The 16153-nt window shown below is 40.3% G+C and carries 12 protein-coding genes; 3 read left to right on the top strand and 9 right to left on the bottom strand.

Features of this window, described 5'->3' with window-relative positions; genetic code table 11:
• Positions 1–42 precede the first annotated feature (42 nt).
• The 5 genes from J7I93_RS03890 to J7I93_RS03870 all read right to left on the bottom strand — a co-directional run bounded on the left by J7I93_RS03890 (position 43) and on the right by J7I93_RS03870 (position 5134).
• The gene (locus tag J7I93_RS03890) at positions 43–945 is read right to left on the bottom strand and encodes an NAD(P)/FAD-dependent oxidoreductase (RefSeq protein WP_214723483.1); all 903 of its coding nucleotides are present in this window, start codon (positions 943–945) and stop codon (positions 43–45) included.
• Between the two features lie 110 nt (positions 946–1055).
• Positions 1056–1652 carry a hypothetical protein gene (locus tag J7I93_RS03885; protein ID WP_214723481.1) on the bottom strand — a complete coding sequence of 199 codons (597 nt, stop codon included), beginning with the start codon at positions 1650–1652 and terminating at the stop codon, positions 1056–1058.
• Between the two features lie 11 nt (positions 1653–1663).
• Positions 1664–2845, bottom strand: coding sequence for a ParM/StbA family protein (locus J7I93_RS03880; protein ID WP_214723479.1), 1182 nt, complete (start codon positions 2843–2845; stop codon positions 1664–1666).
• A gap of 1545 nt (positions 2846–4390) precedes the next feature.
• On the bottom strand, positions 4391–4771 hold the full coding sequence (locus tag J7I93_RS03875; protein WP_214723477.1) for a peroxiredoxin family protein: 381 nt from the start codon (positions 4769–4771) through the stop codon (positions 4391–4393).
• Between the two features lie 15 nt (positions 4772–4786).
• Positions 4787–5134 carry a DsrE/DsrF/DrsH-like family protein gene (locus tag J7I93_RS03870; protein WP_214723475.1) on the bottom strand — a complete coding sequence of 116 codons (348 nt, stop codon included), beginning with the start codon at positions 5132–5134 and terminating at the stop codon, positions 4787–4789.
• Positions 5135–5488: 354 nt separating this feature from the next.
• Between J7I93_RS03870 and J7I93_RS03865 the strand changes: the two genes are divergently transcribed.
• The 3 genes from J7I93_RS03865 (at position 5489) to J7I93_RS03855 (ending at position 11142) form a co-directional block, all read left to right on the top strand.
• A complete protein-coding gene (locus J7I93_RS03865; RefSeq protein ID WP_214723473.1) occupies positions 5489–6757 on the top strand; it encodes a GGDEF domain-containing protein in 1269 nt (422 codons plus the stop codon).
• A 231-nt stretch (positions 6758–6988) separates the two neighbouring features.
• Positions 6989–8482, top strand: coding sequence for a peptide MFS transporter (locus J7I93_RS03860; protein WP_214723471.1), 1494 nt, complete (start codon positions 6989–6991; stop codon positions 8480–8482).
• 269 nt (positions 8483–8751) lie between these two features.
• Complete coding sequence (locus J7I93_RS03855; RefSeq protein ID WP_214723469.1) at positions 8752–11142, top strand: immune inhibitor A domain-containing protein; 2391 nt, start codon at positions 8752–8754, stop codon at positions 11140–11142.
• A 45-nt stretch (positions 11143–11187) separates the two neighbouring features.
• Here J7I93_RS03855 and J7I93_RS03850 read toward each other — a convergent pair whose 3' ends face one another.
• The 4 genes from J7I93_RS03850 to J7I93_RS25495 form a co-directional block, all read right to left on the bottom strand.
• A complete protein-coding gene (locus J7I93_RS03850) occupies positions 11188–11688 on the bottom strand; it encodes a cupin domain-containing protein (protein WP_214723467.1) in 501 nt (166 codons plus the stop codon).
• A 26-nt stretch (positions 11689–11714) separates the two neighbouring features.
• Positions 11715–12575 (bottom strand): KPN_02809 family neutral zinc metallopeptidase, encoded by an 861-nt coding sequence (ypfJ, locus tag J7I93_RS03845; RefSeq protein ID WP_214723465.1) that lies wholly within the window; start codon positions 12573–12575, stop codon positions 11715–11717.
• A 165-nt stretch (positions 12576–12740) separates the two neighbouring features.
• Positions 12741–13862 carry an NAD(P)/FAD-dependent oxidoreductase gene (locus J7I93_RS03840; protein ID WP_214723463.1) on the bottom strand — a complete coding sequence of 374 codons (1122 nt, stop codon included), beginning with the start codon at positions 13860–13862 and terminating at the stop codon, positions 12741–12743.
• A 119-nt stretch (positions 13863–13981) separates the two neighbouring features.
• Positions 13982–16099 carry an immune inhibitor A domain-containing protein gene (locus J7I93_RS25495; RefSeq protein WP_214723461.1) on the bottom strand — a complete coding sequence of 706 codons (2118 nt, stop codon included), beginning with the start codon at positions 16097–16099 and terminating at the stop codon, positions 13982–13984.
• Positions 16100–16153 lie beyond the last annotated feature (54 nt).

Raw genomic sequence — 16153 nt, 5'->3', positions numbered from 1 at the left:
TTACCCTTTCTTAAAGAATATGAAACCTTTATCAGGAAAAAATTAATGTTTTTCCTGCATAAGCGATTTATGAATCCAAATGGCTGCCTGCGATCCCTCTCCCATTGCAATTGTCACTTGTTCAGAGTGGGCTGCGACATCTCCTGCTGCCCAGACGTTTTTTATATTCGTCATCTTTGATCGGGCATCTGTTACAATATGCTTATTTTCCAGGCGTTCGACTCCCAGCTGTTTGGCTAGGCCTGATTTTACCTCGTTTCCTCCAAAGGCAATAAATCCCCTCTCACCTGTTACTTCTTTTCCACTTTCCAGCATAACACCGTTAAATTCGTCACCAACTGCAAGCACCTTTTGAATAGATTTATCAAGATAATTAATATTTTTGCTTTTCATTTTCTCCATTAATTTCTGATCTATCTTCGCTTTTTCATGATTAATAAAAATAAGATCATTCGTCCAATAGGATAAAGTTAAAGCCATATTAGCCCCTGCATTTCCTGATCCGAGCACAATGGTTCGTTTGTCCTTCACCTCATATCCGTCACAATCAGGGCAAACATACACGGAGATACCCAGGCACGGCATTAATTCAGGGAAGGGGGGGATGCGGTCCATTACCCCTGTTGCGAGCAATATCCGCTTGCCGGTATACTTGTTTCCATTTGTGGACTTAACTTCAAAACCTTCTCTAGTCTTTTGAGCCTGCTCAACCTTTTCGAAAGCAAACTCCACCCCAAGGCTTTCCGCGTGTTTTTTCCCAATTTCCCGTAATTCCTGGCCGCTTACACCATCAGGATAGCCCAAAATATTATGATAGCTCCTGCATATGGTGGAGCGTCCATCATTTGAATCAAGAACCAAAACTCTATGCTTATACCTGCCCAGCTGAATAGCAGCCTGCAGGCCAGCAATCCCGCCGCCAACAATCAGACAATCATAAGCCAACTCTATTCCTCCTTTTGTGCCGAATAGGCTGTACCTGTAATTTACCCGGAAAAATTACATCTAAATACAAAAAAGGGAAGTTTCAGTCAATATCCGAAACTTCCCTTTTTTTATTTATTCATATGTGCAAGAAAGCCGCCAAGAAGTGTATCCAAATCTTCCTCGCTTTCCTCTTCAGGTTTATCCTCTGTCTGTTCTTGCTGTTCTCTTCTTGCTTTTTCCCAATCAAAATCAAGCAAGTCGTCATCATTATCCGCAAGCGATTCAGAATGGTTTTCTTCTAATGAAGCAGCCGCTGAATCATATGGTTCAAGATCATGCATGGGCTCCTCCTGCAGATACAACGCCTCATCCAGATTAGAAGACCTGCTGTTCAGGGAGGCAAGCAAAGACGTAGCCCGGACTGGATCAGTAATTAGCTGATAAAGAATGCTGCCCAGCAACGCCTCTGAATGCTCATGCTTTAGCCAATCCCTTTGAACCTTGCTTAGCCCCTTAGGAAGGGGGATGGTAATGGTTTCCCGATCCTTATTCTGGGAACCGCTGACCCCCTGCATTACATACTCCGCAATTTTGCTTGAGAAATTCCGTCTTTCCGTTTCCTTCAGCTTTTGCAAATGCTTCAAAATATGATCAGGTGTATCAGAAGGGACACGAAAGGATATCGATTGTCCTCTCTTTATTTCAGAAGAGGAAGCTTTTTTCATGAAGTATCACCCTAGTTGGCTTTAACAGGTTTTTTGTCCTGGTCTGCCTTTTCTTTATTCGTTCTTCTTGTAAAATCAGAGATCAGCTTATAATAAGCATTTGCCATCATCCAGATGCTTTCTTTTTCATCCTCGAAGAAGTCAATATTATAGCCGTCCAGATTGTTATTTAACGTTTTCAGGTAATCTTTTAAAACGATTGAACCGCCGCCTACAAAGTAGCAGATTTCTGTTTGTGAATTCTTTTGCCATACATTGCGTAGCAGGCGATACTGCTTCTTAGCCAGGTCAAGAAGGATGCGGTCTGTAATATCATGGACGCTTGTCCGGCTTCCTTTTACCATGATGTGGTTGCGGTCATTCTTCTTCGTAATGATCTCAACTACATCTCTGCGGCTGTCGAGCTCAACGCCGTGCTTTGATCTGATTTCTTCGCGGATGGATTCAAGTGCCTCTGAAACACCAAGGTTAAATCCCTGCGCTTTGTCATCATCCACATTGCGGTTTTTAATTACAGCAATATCGGTTGATAAACCGCCAATATCCTGGATCAAAATGCGCTTATCAATTAGATCCTTATTAATAATGTTCAGGTTATTGTCCATTACAAGGTTAATGTAAGCCGCAAAACCTTCAGGATAAACTTTGACTTCATCAAATTTGATGTTTACCTTTAATCCTTGATATTTAGGTGTAACAAGGAACTCAACCTGATGGACAGATCCAAGTAATTTTGAACGATAGCCTGCATCTTTTCCTTCCTTAACTTCACGCAATGGAAGGCCTGTCCCAAGCGTATAGTTTGAATCAATAACATTTCCTGATTTTTTAAAGCCTGTTGAACCCTCTTTCCTTACAGCATCCAGTGCCAATGCGGCAAAAAGCATTACCAATGTCTGATCTTCCTCAGACTTGCTGCTTCCCGGATCAAGCTCAGTAGCGTTGTCACTTTTTGTCGCCAAATGGCCGACACGATAAATTGCATTATTCTCTTTCAGGGCAGGGGAGTGGACTCTAATATGTATACCTTCTAATGGATCCTTGCTGTCCAGCTCTTCAATTCCAATAACCGGTCTATCTTCAACATCTCTTGCAATTACATTTGGTATGTTTAATTCTGCATCCATTTTTCCAAATATCGCTTTTATAGAATCGTTCCCTACATCAACTGCTGCAATTCTTGAATTACTCAATTCACTCAATCCTTTCATTCTCTTTATTAGAGGTGTTTATTTAAGAGTAATCCAGATTACTAGATTTTACAATGAAAGGAGATAAAAAGTAATGAAAGCGTAAAGACGTAAACAAAGTGTAAACTTTATCAAACTTGTTTACAAACTTCGATTACTTGTATACATTTCCGCACACATCTATATATACAGGGTTGCATACACTTTTGAATACAAGTTTACTTTTTTGTATGCAATTGCATTCATATTTGTATTCTTGTATGCATTTTTGTTTACAACCTTAATTTACAATTTTTCTTTCTGAATAAGCGTTATTTTTTGAATTTAATAAGTATTTACTAGGTTCCACGTTCTACTGAATTATTAAATAAGGAGCAGATCCGAATAGGGGAATTAATTTATTAATCAGATTTCTGATTAATCTTATTGCCTACTCATAAACTCGTATGAATAAATTACTAGATTGAACTCTTATGACGAATCCCCCTTCTTCCTGCTTATGCGAATACAAACAAAGCTGTCCTCTTTCTTTATTGATAAGCCTATTCCATAAAAGGATCAGCCTATACCAACACCCTTTCAATATCTAGCAAATATGAGAAAACATCATTTTTTTGGCACTTGTATCAAAGGACAAGTACTCCGAACCTTCAGGCCTCATCTTTGATTTGTTTTTTCTATAATAACTTCTTAATTATTCCGGAAGGCAAACCTGACATATGTCCCCTAATAAGCTAATTAGATTTAAATAAGATGGTGGGGTTAATTAGAATGATTCAGGAAGAGTACAGGTTGAAACTGGACATCGTTATATGTCGAACATTGAAAAAGCTAAAAACTTCACCTGAAGAAGCAGCATCAGTTGAAATATAAAGAGAAGGGGGGAGAGGTGTAATAAACACTTCAGCAAATGACCAGTCTAACTAGGGGGGATCTATCACTCCAGCTCATATTTCGCTTCTATAATATTTCGCTTCTATATTTGTTTGGTCGCTCACTATTTTTTCTTGCTTCTTATTTCCTACTAACGCTCATTTTTCATAATAGGAAATAAAAATGTGAGGACGCCTTGATTAACCGTTTTTCATAAAATATTATCTAGTTTTTAAGGATAAAGAAATAGTGGAACAGATACCATTTTTTGTTTCATAAGGGCTTCCTGTTATAAATCCTGCTTAGTCTTTGCAAAGGATACTGCACAGAAAAGGCGGGAGAGCATGGGATCTTTACCTTTAAAAAATTATCTACAAAAAGACTTTATCCAACTCCAGCTACTAAATATACACTTTTGCATACGTGTATACAAAGGCGCACACTTAGCTTTATACCAATAAGCATACGTTTTTGCACACTTGTTTACATTATTGAATACATTTGTATACATTATTGTTTACTTGCATACAGTTTTGTTTACGGTAAAAAAACCTACTGTTATATCTCCCTTTTTACATATGTTTTTTCTTGCTTAGCACTTTATTATAGAATGAATTTATTCAAAGAAAAAGGACGCCCGTTTAACAATTGCCAGACGTCCTTTTAAGAATTCATTCAAAAATGCATAAATAAATCTGCGCTTTGAGCTTCATTCAAAACCCATTTAATCGGGACCTGCTCAGCAGGGTAAAGAAATTCAAAATTATCATCAATATCTAAATCCACGACATACAGCTGAACACCCATTTCTACAGCAATCCCCAGCAGGTCATGTACAGACGAAACACCAAAGTCACTGACAGCATTTGAAAGATACTCCAGACCATGTGATGGTACGGAGATATATTTTTTATCCAATAGGTTGACGCCTTTGCGTGAAAAAGCCAAAAGAACTTCTGCACCTGAAGAGGCAGCACCAACAGCAACGTTTAGAGGAGGATAAGCTGTTTCCAATTCTTCATGCATGGCGAGTACAACTACCTTCTTTTGTTTCATTAAAATAACCTCCCATCAGTAACTTAGCACAGCATCAGCACTGTACGCGATATCCAGAAAAGTGGCAACGCCGGCAGTTTCTGCCCCTTCTACAAGCTCTAATCCATCTGCTATTAGAACATTCATCTGGCATCCATATAAGTGAATTCCTTTATTAATAGCCTTCTGAATTAAAGCAGCAATATCAGCGTCATGCGTTCTTTCAACAATCTTCACATATCGCTTATCTAAAACCCTTGCACCATCCAAGTCAAAAAAGATCGATATATCATGATCATTCTCTGCAAAATTGAGAGCTTCTTTTAACACAAAAGGAACATTGGAACTTAAGGAAACAAAATAGACTATTTTTTTGTTCGCCATATTCATTCCTTCTTTCTAACTCGATTAAAATACTATTTTTTATTGTAACCATATTTTAAAAAGTTACCTTCACACTTATTATACCCTATTGGGTATAATATAAACCAGAAAAATTGATTCTTATAACCATTTTATGCTTAAAAGTTGTGAATTCACCTTTAAAAGCAAAAGGCCACGCTTCTACGAATTTCATATCACCCTATTAAAAAAGAAAGTTATCCATTTTAAAGCACAAGAGTATTAGGTATAGAAATTAAATATCGTAAAATTATGAAAATATGATAAATTAAACTATTTAATAGTAAAAAATTCCTTTAAAATAGAGATATATACAAGGGAAGGGAGAACAGCTTTATGCACGGCTTAAGAATCTTCATTTTGTCACTTTTTTTTATCTCTATGGCCCTTGCTTTTTCCTCAAAAGGAATCATCGTCGAAAGCCCTGTATATTTAAAAGCGCTGATCATTTATTGGTTTTTTTCAAGCTTGTACCATCATTTGCGCATTCTCAGTAAAAACGGCAGTACCAGTATGGATTATGGAATCAATTACAGTTTATCGATCGGGTTATTTACCGGTCCTTTAGGTTTGTTTATATTTGAAAGCATTTACCGATTTACCGTTTATTTTAATAAAAAGCGCACGAAGACGGCTGATCCAGATGAGTTTGTTCATACGTTTTATAATATCGGTTCCTTTGTGCTAAGCAACTCGATTGCTTTTTACCTGTTCAGCTTTCTATATCCACTTCTCGAGCCAGTACCCTTTGGGTTTTGGATTGTTATGCTTATTCTGATAACCATCACATCCATACTTTCGGACACCTTCTTAATCACCATTTTCACTCTATTGGGAGATATCAAAACTAAACGGGAAGCAATTGATTTTATAAAAACTAGAAGTATACTCGATATGGGAAAAATAGCATTCACAAATGGTTTATTGCTGCTTTTCCTCCAGGAAGAAAAATGGGAAATGCTCATAAGCCTATTTTTCCTAAATTATCTAGTAAGCCGCTCATTCCTTTCAAAATCGCAAATGCTGCAAAATAAGATAGAACGGGATAAATTTGAACAAATGGCCTACACTGACTTTCTAACAGGAGTATACAACCGCGCCTTTATGGATAAAAAAATGTCCGAGCTGAATAAGACAGATGAGCATGTTGGCATTGTGGTAGCGGATATAGATAAATTTAAAAGAATTAATGATAGTTACAATCATGCTGTAGGCGACCATGCAATCAGGCATTTTGCCAATACATTAAAAAGCCATCTTTCCAAGGAAGATTATTTATTTCGAAGCGGCGGAGAAGAATTCACGATTTTTCTCAGAAACCGCAACTATGAGCAGAGCGTTTTATTGGTAGAGCAACTTCGCCAGGGAATTGAAAATAGCAGTTTTGAAGCTGAGTTTAAAGAGGAAAACATATCACTTTCCTATACTGCGTCATTTGGACTGTTTTTCTATAAAGTGAATGAGGAGCTTTCTATCGAAAAAGCATATGTTTATGCAGATCAGATGCTACTGAGAGCAAAGGAATTGGGAAAAAACCGGCTATCTAGCCGTAACGCTCAATCTGAACTATATGGTCATAAAGATGCAGTACTAGCAGAGGTATAATAGATTCTCTAATAGCCGCCGGTTTGGGCGGCTTTTTTATGGGAATAATAAGCTTGTTTTAGAAAAGCGAAAACATAATAATTATTCTGAAAAAATAAATTTCTAGATTAATTTACAGGATAATTCAATTATTCTTAGTAAAAAGTCAATAATAACCATGGTTACATAAAATTTTTTTTGACAATTGGAAACAACGAAAGATATTATAGAATAGCTAAAGGAGGATTATACATGACAGATAATAATAGGCAGAAAATTGTTGAAAGTGTGCCTCAAAAAGGTTTCTTTGGCCATCCTAAGGGCTTGTTCACACTTTTCTTCACTGAGTTTTGGGAACGTTTCTCTTACTATGGAATGAGAGCAATCCTTGTATTTTATATGTATTATGAAGTTTCAAAAGGCGGATTAGGCCTGGATGAAACAACTGCTCTTGCCATCATGTCGATCTACGGTTCACTAGTTTATATGTCCGGTATTATTGGCGGCTGGCTCGCGGATAGAATTTTCGGAACATCAAAAGCTGTTTTCTACGGCGGAGTGCTCATCATGCTTGGTCATATTGCACTTGCTATTCCGGGAAGCCTGGCCATGTTCTTTGTTTCCATGGTGCTCATCGTCTTGGGTACAGGACTTCTAAAACCGAATGTATCCAGCGTTGTCGGTGAAATTTACAGTCCCGAAGACACACGCCGTGATGCAGGTTTCAGTATTTTCTACATGGGTATTAACCTTGGCGGATTCCTTGCACCATTAATTGTCGGAACAGTTGGAATGAAATATAATTTCCATCTAGGTTTCGGTATTGCTGCAGTAGGTATGTTTTTTGGATTATTAGTCTTTATTTTTACAAAGAAGAAAAACCTTGGATTGGCGGGGACATTTGTTTCTAACCCTCTATCCGGTGATGAAAAGAAAAAAGTCTATACCCGAATTGGCTTAGGTGCTCTAATAATTGCGATCTTGGTTGCAATTGGAATCCCTACAGGACTTTTAACAGTAGATACTTTTATCGCACTCGTTGGTATTTTAGGTATTACCATTCCGATTGCATACTTCACCGTTATGTATCGCAGCCCGAAAACAACGGATGTGGAACGTTCACGTATTATAGCGTACATTCCCCTATTTATTGCATCTGTGATGTTCTGGGCAATTCAGGAACAAGGTTCAACGATTTTAGCTAACTATGCGGATAAGCGTACCCAGCTGGACTTCATGGGAATTGATATTTCGCCAGCATGGTTCCAGTCGCTTAACCCATTATTTATCATTTTCTTAGCGCCTGTATTTGCTTGGATGTGGGTGAAGATGGGCGAACGCCAGCCTTCTGTTCCGCAAAAGTTTTCATTGGGACTATTATTTGCAGGTCTATCATTCATCGTGATCCTGGTGCCTGCTTACTTGGGCGGAACCGATTCTCTGGTAAACCCATTATGGCTTGTGCTCAGCTACTTCATTGTCGTCCTTGGTGAACTATTGCTGTCACCTGTCGGACTTTCAGCAACAACTAAATTAGCGCCTGCAGCCTTCTCAGCACAGACAATGAGCCTTTGGTTCCTATCAAACGCTGCGGCACAGGCAATCAATGCACAAATCGTTAAATTCTACACACCAGAAACTGAAATGACTTATTTTGGTGTAATCGGTGCAGCTGCAATCGTACTTTCTATCATTTTATTCCTATTGAGTCCAAAGATTCAGGTATATATGAAGGGTGTACGTTAATACTCAGAAACATAGAAGCCAGAAGAGTGGATGCTCTTCTGGTTTTTTTGTGTTGTAAAAATATTTTCTGTGCCCTGATACTTCCGAAATCATATTAGATATTTAGCCCTAAAAAAACCTCAAAATTTGGTGTATCCCCACCTAAATTTTTATCGAAATTCGATATATTACTACTAGTTTTGTCGTATTGAATTCTTAATATTTACAATATTCAAAAATAAGACTATTATCTAACTGAATACATAGTAACAACCATAGGGGGAATTAAGTTGGCCAAGAAAAACCGAGCATTAAAAGTCTTTTCCAGTATTACAGCCAGCACGATTGTAGCTACCAGTTTATTTGCCGGAAGTATCGCAGGTGGGACATCAGCACCACAGACTGTCTCTGCTGCCACCAAAGTATCCGGGCCAGTTGATTTAGGTATTGCAAACGATGAAAGATTGATTGAAATGCTTAAGAAGGAGGGCAAACTTGCTAAGGATGCAAGCCCCGCAGAAGCTGATAAGGCATTGACGAAGTATTTGAAGGCAAAGAGCCAGTTTACAAAAACAAAGGATAGTCTCCCACAAGGATTAGGTGAACCTCCTAAATCTAAAAAAACCGAATCTAATGGACTAAAGAACGGAAACGGAAATAAGTTAGGGCAAGCTAAGAAGAATACAGTGGATCCTGTAGAGAACGAGAGCTATGACGGAGAGGTCCGTTCCGACAAGGTACTAGTATTGGCTATTGACTTCCCTGATTATGAAAAGAGTTCGATCACTAAAGAAGAGACCGATATGTGGTATGAGGATTATACGCATGAACATTTTCAGAACATGATATTTGGAGAAAATGGATATGAAGGTCCGAATGGCGAAAATTTCATCTCCATGAAACAATATTTTGAACAACAATCCGGGGGAAGCTATACAGTGGATGGTACTGTAGCCGGCTGGTATACAGCTGATAATCCTGCAGCTTACTACGGCGGGAATTACCCGGATGAAAATGGCAGTGATGCACGTCCACGTACTCTTGTATATGAAGCACTAACAAAAGCTGGACAAGATCCAAATGTAGATTTAAGTGAGTATGATGTTTGGGATCGTGATGATTATGATGGAGATGGCGTATACAATGAGCCTGATGGAATCATTGACCACTTAATGGTTATTCATGCCGGTGTTGGTGAAGAAGCTGGCGGAGGTTCTCTTGGGGGAGATGCTATCTGGTCTCACCGCTGGAACCTTGGCAATTTAGTTGCTGTTCCAGGCGGATCATCTAATAGCGATCGCTTCGGTGGTCTGTTAGGTGCTTATGATTATACTATTGAACCTGAAGACGGGGCCGCAGGGGTTTTCACTCACGAATTTGGCCATGATTTAGGGCTTCCTGACGAATATGACACTGTTTACAGTGGAGCAGGTGAAGCTGTTGCTTACTGGTCACTAATGTCGAGCGGAAGCTGGGCTGGCGACGTTCCAGGTACTGAACCTCCTGGGATGAGTCCATATGCAAAGGAAATGCTGCAAGCTCTTCATGACGGAAACTGGTTAAGCGGGAGTACCCTAAATTATGAAGAGGATATTACTAGTGAAGGTACCACAGTTCTTCTGGATGAAGGGGTTACCAAAGGTACAAACAACGATGCTGTTAGAATTGATTTACCTGAAAAATTAAATGTAATGAATACTCCTAAAGAAGGATCCTACGAATATTATGGCGGAAAAGGAGATGAAATTGACCATAAAATGGTGACAACTTTTGACTTAACCGGGGCTACAAATGCAACTCTGGACTTCGATGCCTGGTACAATATTGAGAAAGAATGGGATTACGCAATGGTCCAAGTCTCCACAGATGGCGGAAAAACATGGGAGTCTTTATCAAGTGACAGAACCACAAGTACGCTTGACACCAACGGCTACCCTGCCATTAAAGAAAACCTCCCAGGATACACTGGTTCAAGTAATGGCTGGATTCACGAAACAATTGATTTAAGTAACTATGCAGGGCAGGAAATTCAGCTTCAATTCCGTTCTATGACAGACTGGGCCACTAATTTAGATGGGTTCTTTGCTGATAACATCAAAGTTACAGCAGATGGAAATGAAATATTCTACGACGGAGCTGAAAACGAACCTCTTTTCACTCTGGATGGCTTTGAAAAGCATGACGGTAAATATACTACAAATCATTACTACCTTCTTGAATGGAGATCCCACAACGGAGTAGATGAAGGCTTGAAAAACATCCGCCGTGGGAACAGCTTGATGTCTTATGATCCCGGTCTAGTAGTTTGGTATGTAGATGAATCATACGACAATAACTGGACTGGAGTACACCCTGGAGACGGATTCCTTGGAGTGGTTGATGCTGATCAGCATGCAAACTACTGGAGTGATAATGCTGTAGGTTCTACACGCTATCAGCTTCATGATGCTGCATTCGGACTTGAGAAGACAGAAAAAATGTCCCTGGATTATACAGACTTATTAGGAGTGACTATGAAGGATAACTTTACAAAGCGAAATCCATTATTCGATGATAGTGCTGACTACAGCAACGCTGGATTAGTTGATGCAGGCCGCAAAGTGCCTAATAACGGATTAAAATTCCGTGTCACAGGACAAAGCGATGATGGAACAGTTGGAAAGGTGTTAATCTATAAATAAATATGATAAACCCTGCCTTTAGTTTATAAGGCAGGGTTTATCCTTTTACTTTCTCCACTTCCCCAGCAAAGGCCCATCTTCCCCATAAACAGGATCAAAATCCGGAACCGGTACATTCCGGATTTCCGCAAGGGCTTTTACCCGTTCTTCTGGATCACTTTTATACATATTCGGGCTTCTTCCATCCGGATAAGCACCGACAACTTCGAAATCAGCACTGCTTTCCAGCTTCTTATGGCCTGTCCCTGCCGGAAGCACAATCACATCGCCCTTATGCAGTTCAAAATGCTTTCCCTTACCGCCTCCAATCAGAACCGTTGCATTTCCTGCTTTTACGCCTAAAACCTCATGCGTATTGGTGTGATAATGATGATATTCATACACTCCGCCAGTCCAGCTCCCAGTCCAATTATGGCGGTTAAATGTGGTCTCAATATCAGCCGGATGATTTTTGAACACACCTTTATAAACGATGACTGGCAATGTCGGGTTATTTGGCAGTAGTCCGTCATCTTTTAGCATAAATGTTTGTACTTCCTGGTTCATAGGGTATTACCTTCATCCCGGCTATATCACCAGCTTCTGTTTAGATTACTGCTCTCAAAAGTGTTTCCGCCTTTAATCGTTCCATTTTGGAAGCCTTTATGAAACCATGATTTCCTTTGTTCAGAAGTTCCATGGGTAAAGCTTTCCGGAACGACATGACCCTGTGCTCTTTTTTGGAGGGTGTCATCTCCGACAGCGGTCGCAGCATTCAATGCTTCTTCCAGGTCGCCCTCTTCCAGATAACCCATCCCCTGGGCATGGTGTGCCCATACACCGGAATAATAGTCAGCCTGCAATTCAAAACGGACTAAATACTGATTGAATTTTTCTTCGCTCATCCGCTGGCGCAGAGGCATAATTTCTTCGGTTGTTCCTAAAAGGGTTTGTACATGGTGGCCCACCTCATGGGCAATTACGTAAGCCATTGCAAAGTCCCCTGGAGCCTGGAATTTTCTTTGCAGCTCCTCATAAAAACTTAAATCAATATAAAGCTTTTGATCACCCGGGCAATAAAAGGGACCTACAGCCGAGGATGCTGCCCCGCAGGCAGACTGGACACTCCCTGAATACAATACAAGTGTCGGCTCTTCATAAACTAATCCTTGTTCTTCAAAAATTTCTGACCATACTTCTTCTGTATCAGCAAGTACAACAGAGACGAACTGTGCAAGCTCTTTTTCCTGCTCTGTCTCTTCATATGGAACCGATGTCCCTGAGTCCATTCCTGCCATATTGCCTAAAAGCTCTCCTGGATTGCCTCCTAGAAAGGTAAATATTAATAGGATAATGATTCCTCCAAGGCCGCCGCCAACGAGCGTTTTTCCCCCGCCGCCCATGCCTCTTCGGTCTTCTACATTAGAACTCGCTCTTCTTCCTTTCCATCGCATGATTTATCCTCCTAATGAAAGTATCTATTATGATTGATTTCATTAGTGTATACCCGAAATTAAGTGATTTATTAACCTGCCAGTAATATTCTTAGGACAAAGCTCCATTTTCACTTTAGAAAATAAAAATAAGGTGCCTGTTCGCTAGACAGACACCTTTAAAAATTACATTTGCTCTATTGCTCCGGCAGGATTATACTGCTCTAAATCAATATCCACTTCTTCCCCCATTGCAAGCTTGGCCAGCTGTGCGCCTAGAAACGGCCCTGCGGTAAGTCCTGAAGCCCCAAGTCCATTTGCCAGGTAAAGGCCTTTAAAGCCAGGAACTTCGCCTATAACAGGCAGGAAACCAGGCGTATAAGGGCGGAACCCTACACGTGCTTCCCCAAATGTTCCATCAGCCAGACCGGGTGCAATAGTCAAAGCTTTATCGAAAATTTCATTTAAACCACCAGCGGTTACCCTTAAGTCGTATCCCATTTCATCCTCATGTGTAGCACCCACGACCACCCGGCCGCCGTCAAAAGCTAAAATATACTGATTGTTTGGCGGCATGACAACTGGCCATTTTCCCGTATCCTCACCTTCAAGCTGCAGGTGGACGATTTGGGCTTTTTGCGGCTTTACATCCAAATGTATGCCCAATGGTTTAAAAAGCTCACCAGCCCACGCTCCAGCCGCTACAATCACGTGTTCTGCTTCATAATCCTTTTCATTAGCTTTAACCCCAGTGACTGTATTTCCATCGCAAACCAGCTCAGCAGAGCCATAAACTAACTCAGCGCCATGTTTTTCAGCTGCTCTTAGGAGCGCCTCCCTTAGTTCGCGCCCATTGACGCGCGCCGCACCGCTAACATGGACCGATGCATATTCTTTAGCTAAAGGAGGAAACAGTTCAGAAGTCTGCTCCGGGGAAATCTGTACAATCTCTCCGATTTCGGGTGCATCTTCAAGCCTTTTAACCGCCCTCTCTTCCATTTTCCCAAGCTTATCAGGGTCTGTATGCAGACTGATCGCACCTACTTGCTGATACCCTGTATCCGTCTCGCCGTCCTCCTCGAGCTCTTTAATAAGCGTGTGATAATAGGCCGCCCCACCTTTGGCTAGAGCATACCAGGCCTTATTCCGCCGCTGGGAGAGCCAGGGGCAAATGATCCCAGCAGCTGCATCAGTTGCCTGCCCAGGGTCTTTACGATCAAAAACGGTAACGGCTTTGCCTGCCCTCGCCAAATGATAGGCAGTCGAAGCTCCAAGAATTCCCGCTCCTATGACAATGTACTTTTTCATATGTACTCCTTTTTAAAGCTATGATTATGCACTTATTTTACAGGAGTTAAAAGCAAGGTTCAAAATACACTTATACAAATAAAGGAGCTCACCACAATGTGATAGGCTCCATAAATTGTTTATTTCTTTTTAGATTGACCTTTTAATTTCACTTCATAAGTGAAATCAACTGGACTTTTATCATCGGAAGGCGCTGCATAGGATGTAATCATATAATTCTTTCCGTTTTGGAACAGCTGCCTCAGCTGCAGTGCATTCTCTTCCGTTACATTGAAAGGATCAACCGTTAGAACTTTATAGTTGGTTTTCGCACCTTTTTTATTTCCTACTTCTCTTTCATTAATAAAAGTAACTGTGTAGTTTACATACTGGCTCATTAATTCATTCATGGATTTGAAAGCGTCTGTGGAACTTCCGTCTTGGGTATAACCGATTTCCGGAATTTCAATATTGTCAATGAACCAGCCGCTGTCATTGTGTCCCCAGTCTGTTAAATAGCGGAAAGATACTAGTACCTTCTGGCCTGCATATTCAGTTAAATCAAAAGCTTCCTGCTGCCAATCCACATAATGTCCAGTAAAGCCTGGTACGTTTTCTTTAATTTTTGGATAGCCTTCCTCCACTACATCACTACGAGTGTTTTCGTTGGCAAGGCTTTTCCATGTGTTTCCTCCATCAGTTGAAACTTGGACTACTCCGAAATCCCATTGCTCTTCGATATCTATAAAGTTATCAAATTTCAATGTGGCAGTTTCAACACTAGAAAGATCTGCTTCAAAAATCAAAGCATTATCCGCTTCGTCTCCCGCATTGCCCCATAGAACCTGATTTTCTGAATCCTTTGGATCAGCAACCGATTCCCAAGGAGTTGGAAGGAAGTCAACACCATCAAAAGAAATAGTTCTAATCTTATCCTGGAAATCTAACTCTTTAAAATCTCCGCCCCAAGCAGGCACGCCTTCTTTTTCATAAGTTACAGCCTTGTCAAAGTCTACAGTCATGCCACGCTTTGTACCTTCTTGATCCACTTCAAGGTCACGCAGGTCAATGCTATCAAAATTGTAAACTCCATTGCCTGCTCTTTCATCATCCAAAGTCAGAGCTGTAATAAAGTTCTGATATAACTGAGTGAAATCGAGATTTGACCCATGTGCTTTTAATACCTCATTAACACTATCAATGCCCTGCGTTTCATTCAATGCTAAATCACGGATAAAGTCCTGGCCGAATTTATCGTTCATATACAAAGTAAATAGATAAACCTGTCCATAATCGGCAATCGTTTCAGGGCCAGTCTCTGCTGTTCTATGGTCATCCCAGTTTACTAATGAATTTTCCGGATGGTCTAAATAAAAGTTAATAGAACCGGCATCATGGCCATAACCTCCAAGATACTCAGAGAATGTGGACATACCTTCGTTAATCCACGTTTCTTCAGCACCATCATTGTCAGCATGAATTAAATGCTGGAGTTCATGAATCGTTGTTCCAAAGAAAGTGGATTCCAAGCGAGTTTCCCAGCTGTTTGTATCAATAGTAATGATATTTCTATCAATATAGTTTTCTAGTGTCTGCCAGAAGAAGCCGGCAACAAAGAATGGGTAAGATGGGTCATTATATCCCTCATCTATGATATTGTCCACTAGCATAATCACTTTATCGCTTCCCTCATAGTATCCGTCAGGAAGACCAACCATTCCCGGTAAAGGAGAATGAGAACCATCAAGGCTATCCGGTGTTCCAAAGAAAGAAGTCGCCTTAGGATAGATATTGCTGTCAAACTCATCTCTTAGCTTGTCCACCTGCTCCTGTGTCACAACATGTGCAGGGCGATCATCAGGGAAAGAAAGATCATTTGCTACCCATATTTCAACATTTTCTCCGACACTGCGGAGAGTAAATGTTTTGAAATCTAAGTCCCGATTTAAGAAATACTTAGATCCTCCATCATATGTAAAAGTACTGTCTTCTGAATCAGTTGAACTACTATCAGTTTCTTCAAAGTTTATTTGTGCTGATTGTTCCTTAATAGCTTTCTCAGCCTTCTTCAAAAATGACGGATCCTCTGAAAGACTGTTTAGCTTGCCATCAATATCAACGCGATCCCCATATCTTTCAACATCCCATTTCGGAACTATAGCCGCTTCCACTGTAGAAGGGTTTAATGCCAGTGGCGTTAATAAAGAAAGCGCAAGAGCTCCCGTTGATAGAACAGATAATAGTTTCTTCTTTTCCACAAAACGATCTCCTCTCCATTGAATTGTTAGAATTATCATAACATAGTGAAATTT

This window comes from Bacillus sp. ISL-47 (genome assembly GCF_018613175.1).
Lineage (GTDB): Bacteria > Bacillota > Bacilli > Bacillales > Cytobacillaceae > Cytobacillus.
Note: the sequence above shows the minus strand (reverse complement) of the source record. Positions and strands in the feature narration are given on the sequence as shown.

What these genes read in the sequence shown, in the direction of transcription:
- ypfJ (WP_214723465.1), bottom strand. Translation starts at nt 12,575, where the DNA reads ATGCGATGGAAAGGAAGAAGAGCGAGTTCTAATGTAGAAGACCGAAGA.
- J7I93_RS03885 (WP_214723481.1), bottom strand. Translation starts at nt 1,652, where the DNA reads ATGAAAAAAGCTTCCTCTTCTGAAATAAAGAGAGGACAATCGATATCC.
- J7I93_RS03840 (WP_214723463.1), bottom strand. Translation starts at nt 13,862, where the DNA reads ATGAAAAAGTACATTGTCATAGGAGCGGGAATTCTTGGAGCTTCGACT.
- J7I93_RS03860 (WP_214723471.1), top strand. Translation starts at nt 6,989, where the DNA reads ATGACAGATAATAATAGGCAGAAAATTGTTGAAAGTGTGCCTCAAAAA.
- J7I93_RS03850 (WP_214723467.1), bottom strand. Translation starts at nt 11,688, where the DNA reads ATGAACCAGGAAGTACAAACATTTATGCTAAAAGATGACGGACTACTG.
- J7I93_RS03865 (WP_214723473.1), top strand. Translation starts at nt 5,489, where the DNA reads ATGCACGGCTTAAGAATCTTCATTTTGTCACTTTTTTTTATCTCTATG.
- J7I93_RS03875 (WP_214723477.1), bottom strand. Translation starts at nt 4,771, where the DNA reads ATGAAACAAAAGAAGGTAGTTGTACTCGCCATGCATGAAGAATTGGAA.
- J7I93_RS03870 (WP_214723475.1), bottom strand. Translation starts at nt 5,134, where the DNA reads ATGGCGAACAAAAAAATAGTCTATTTTGTTTCCTTAAGTTCCAATGTT.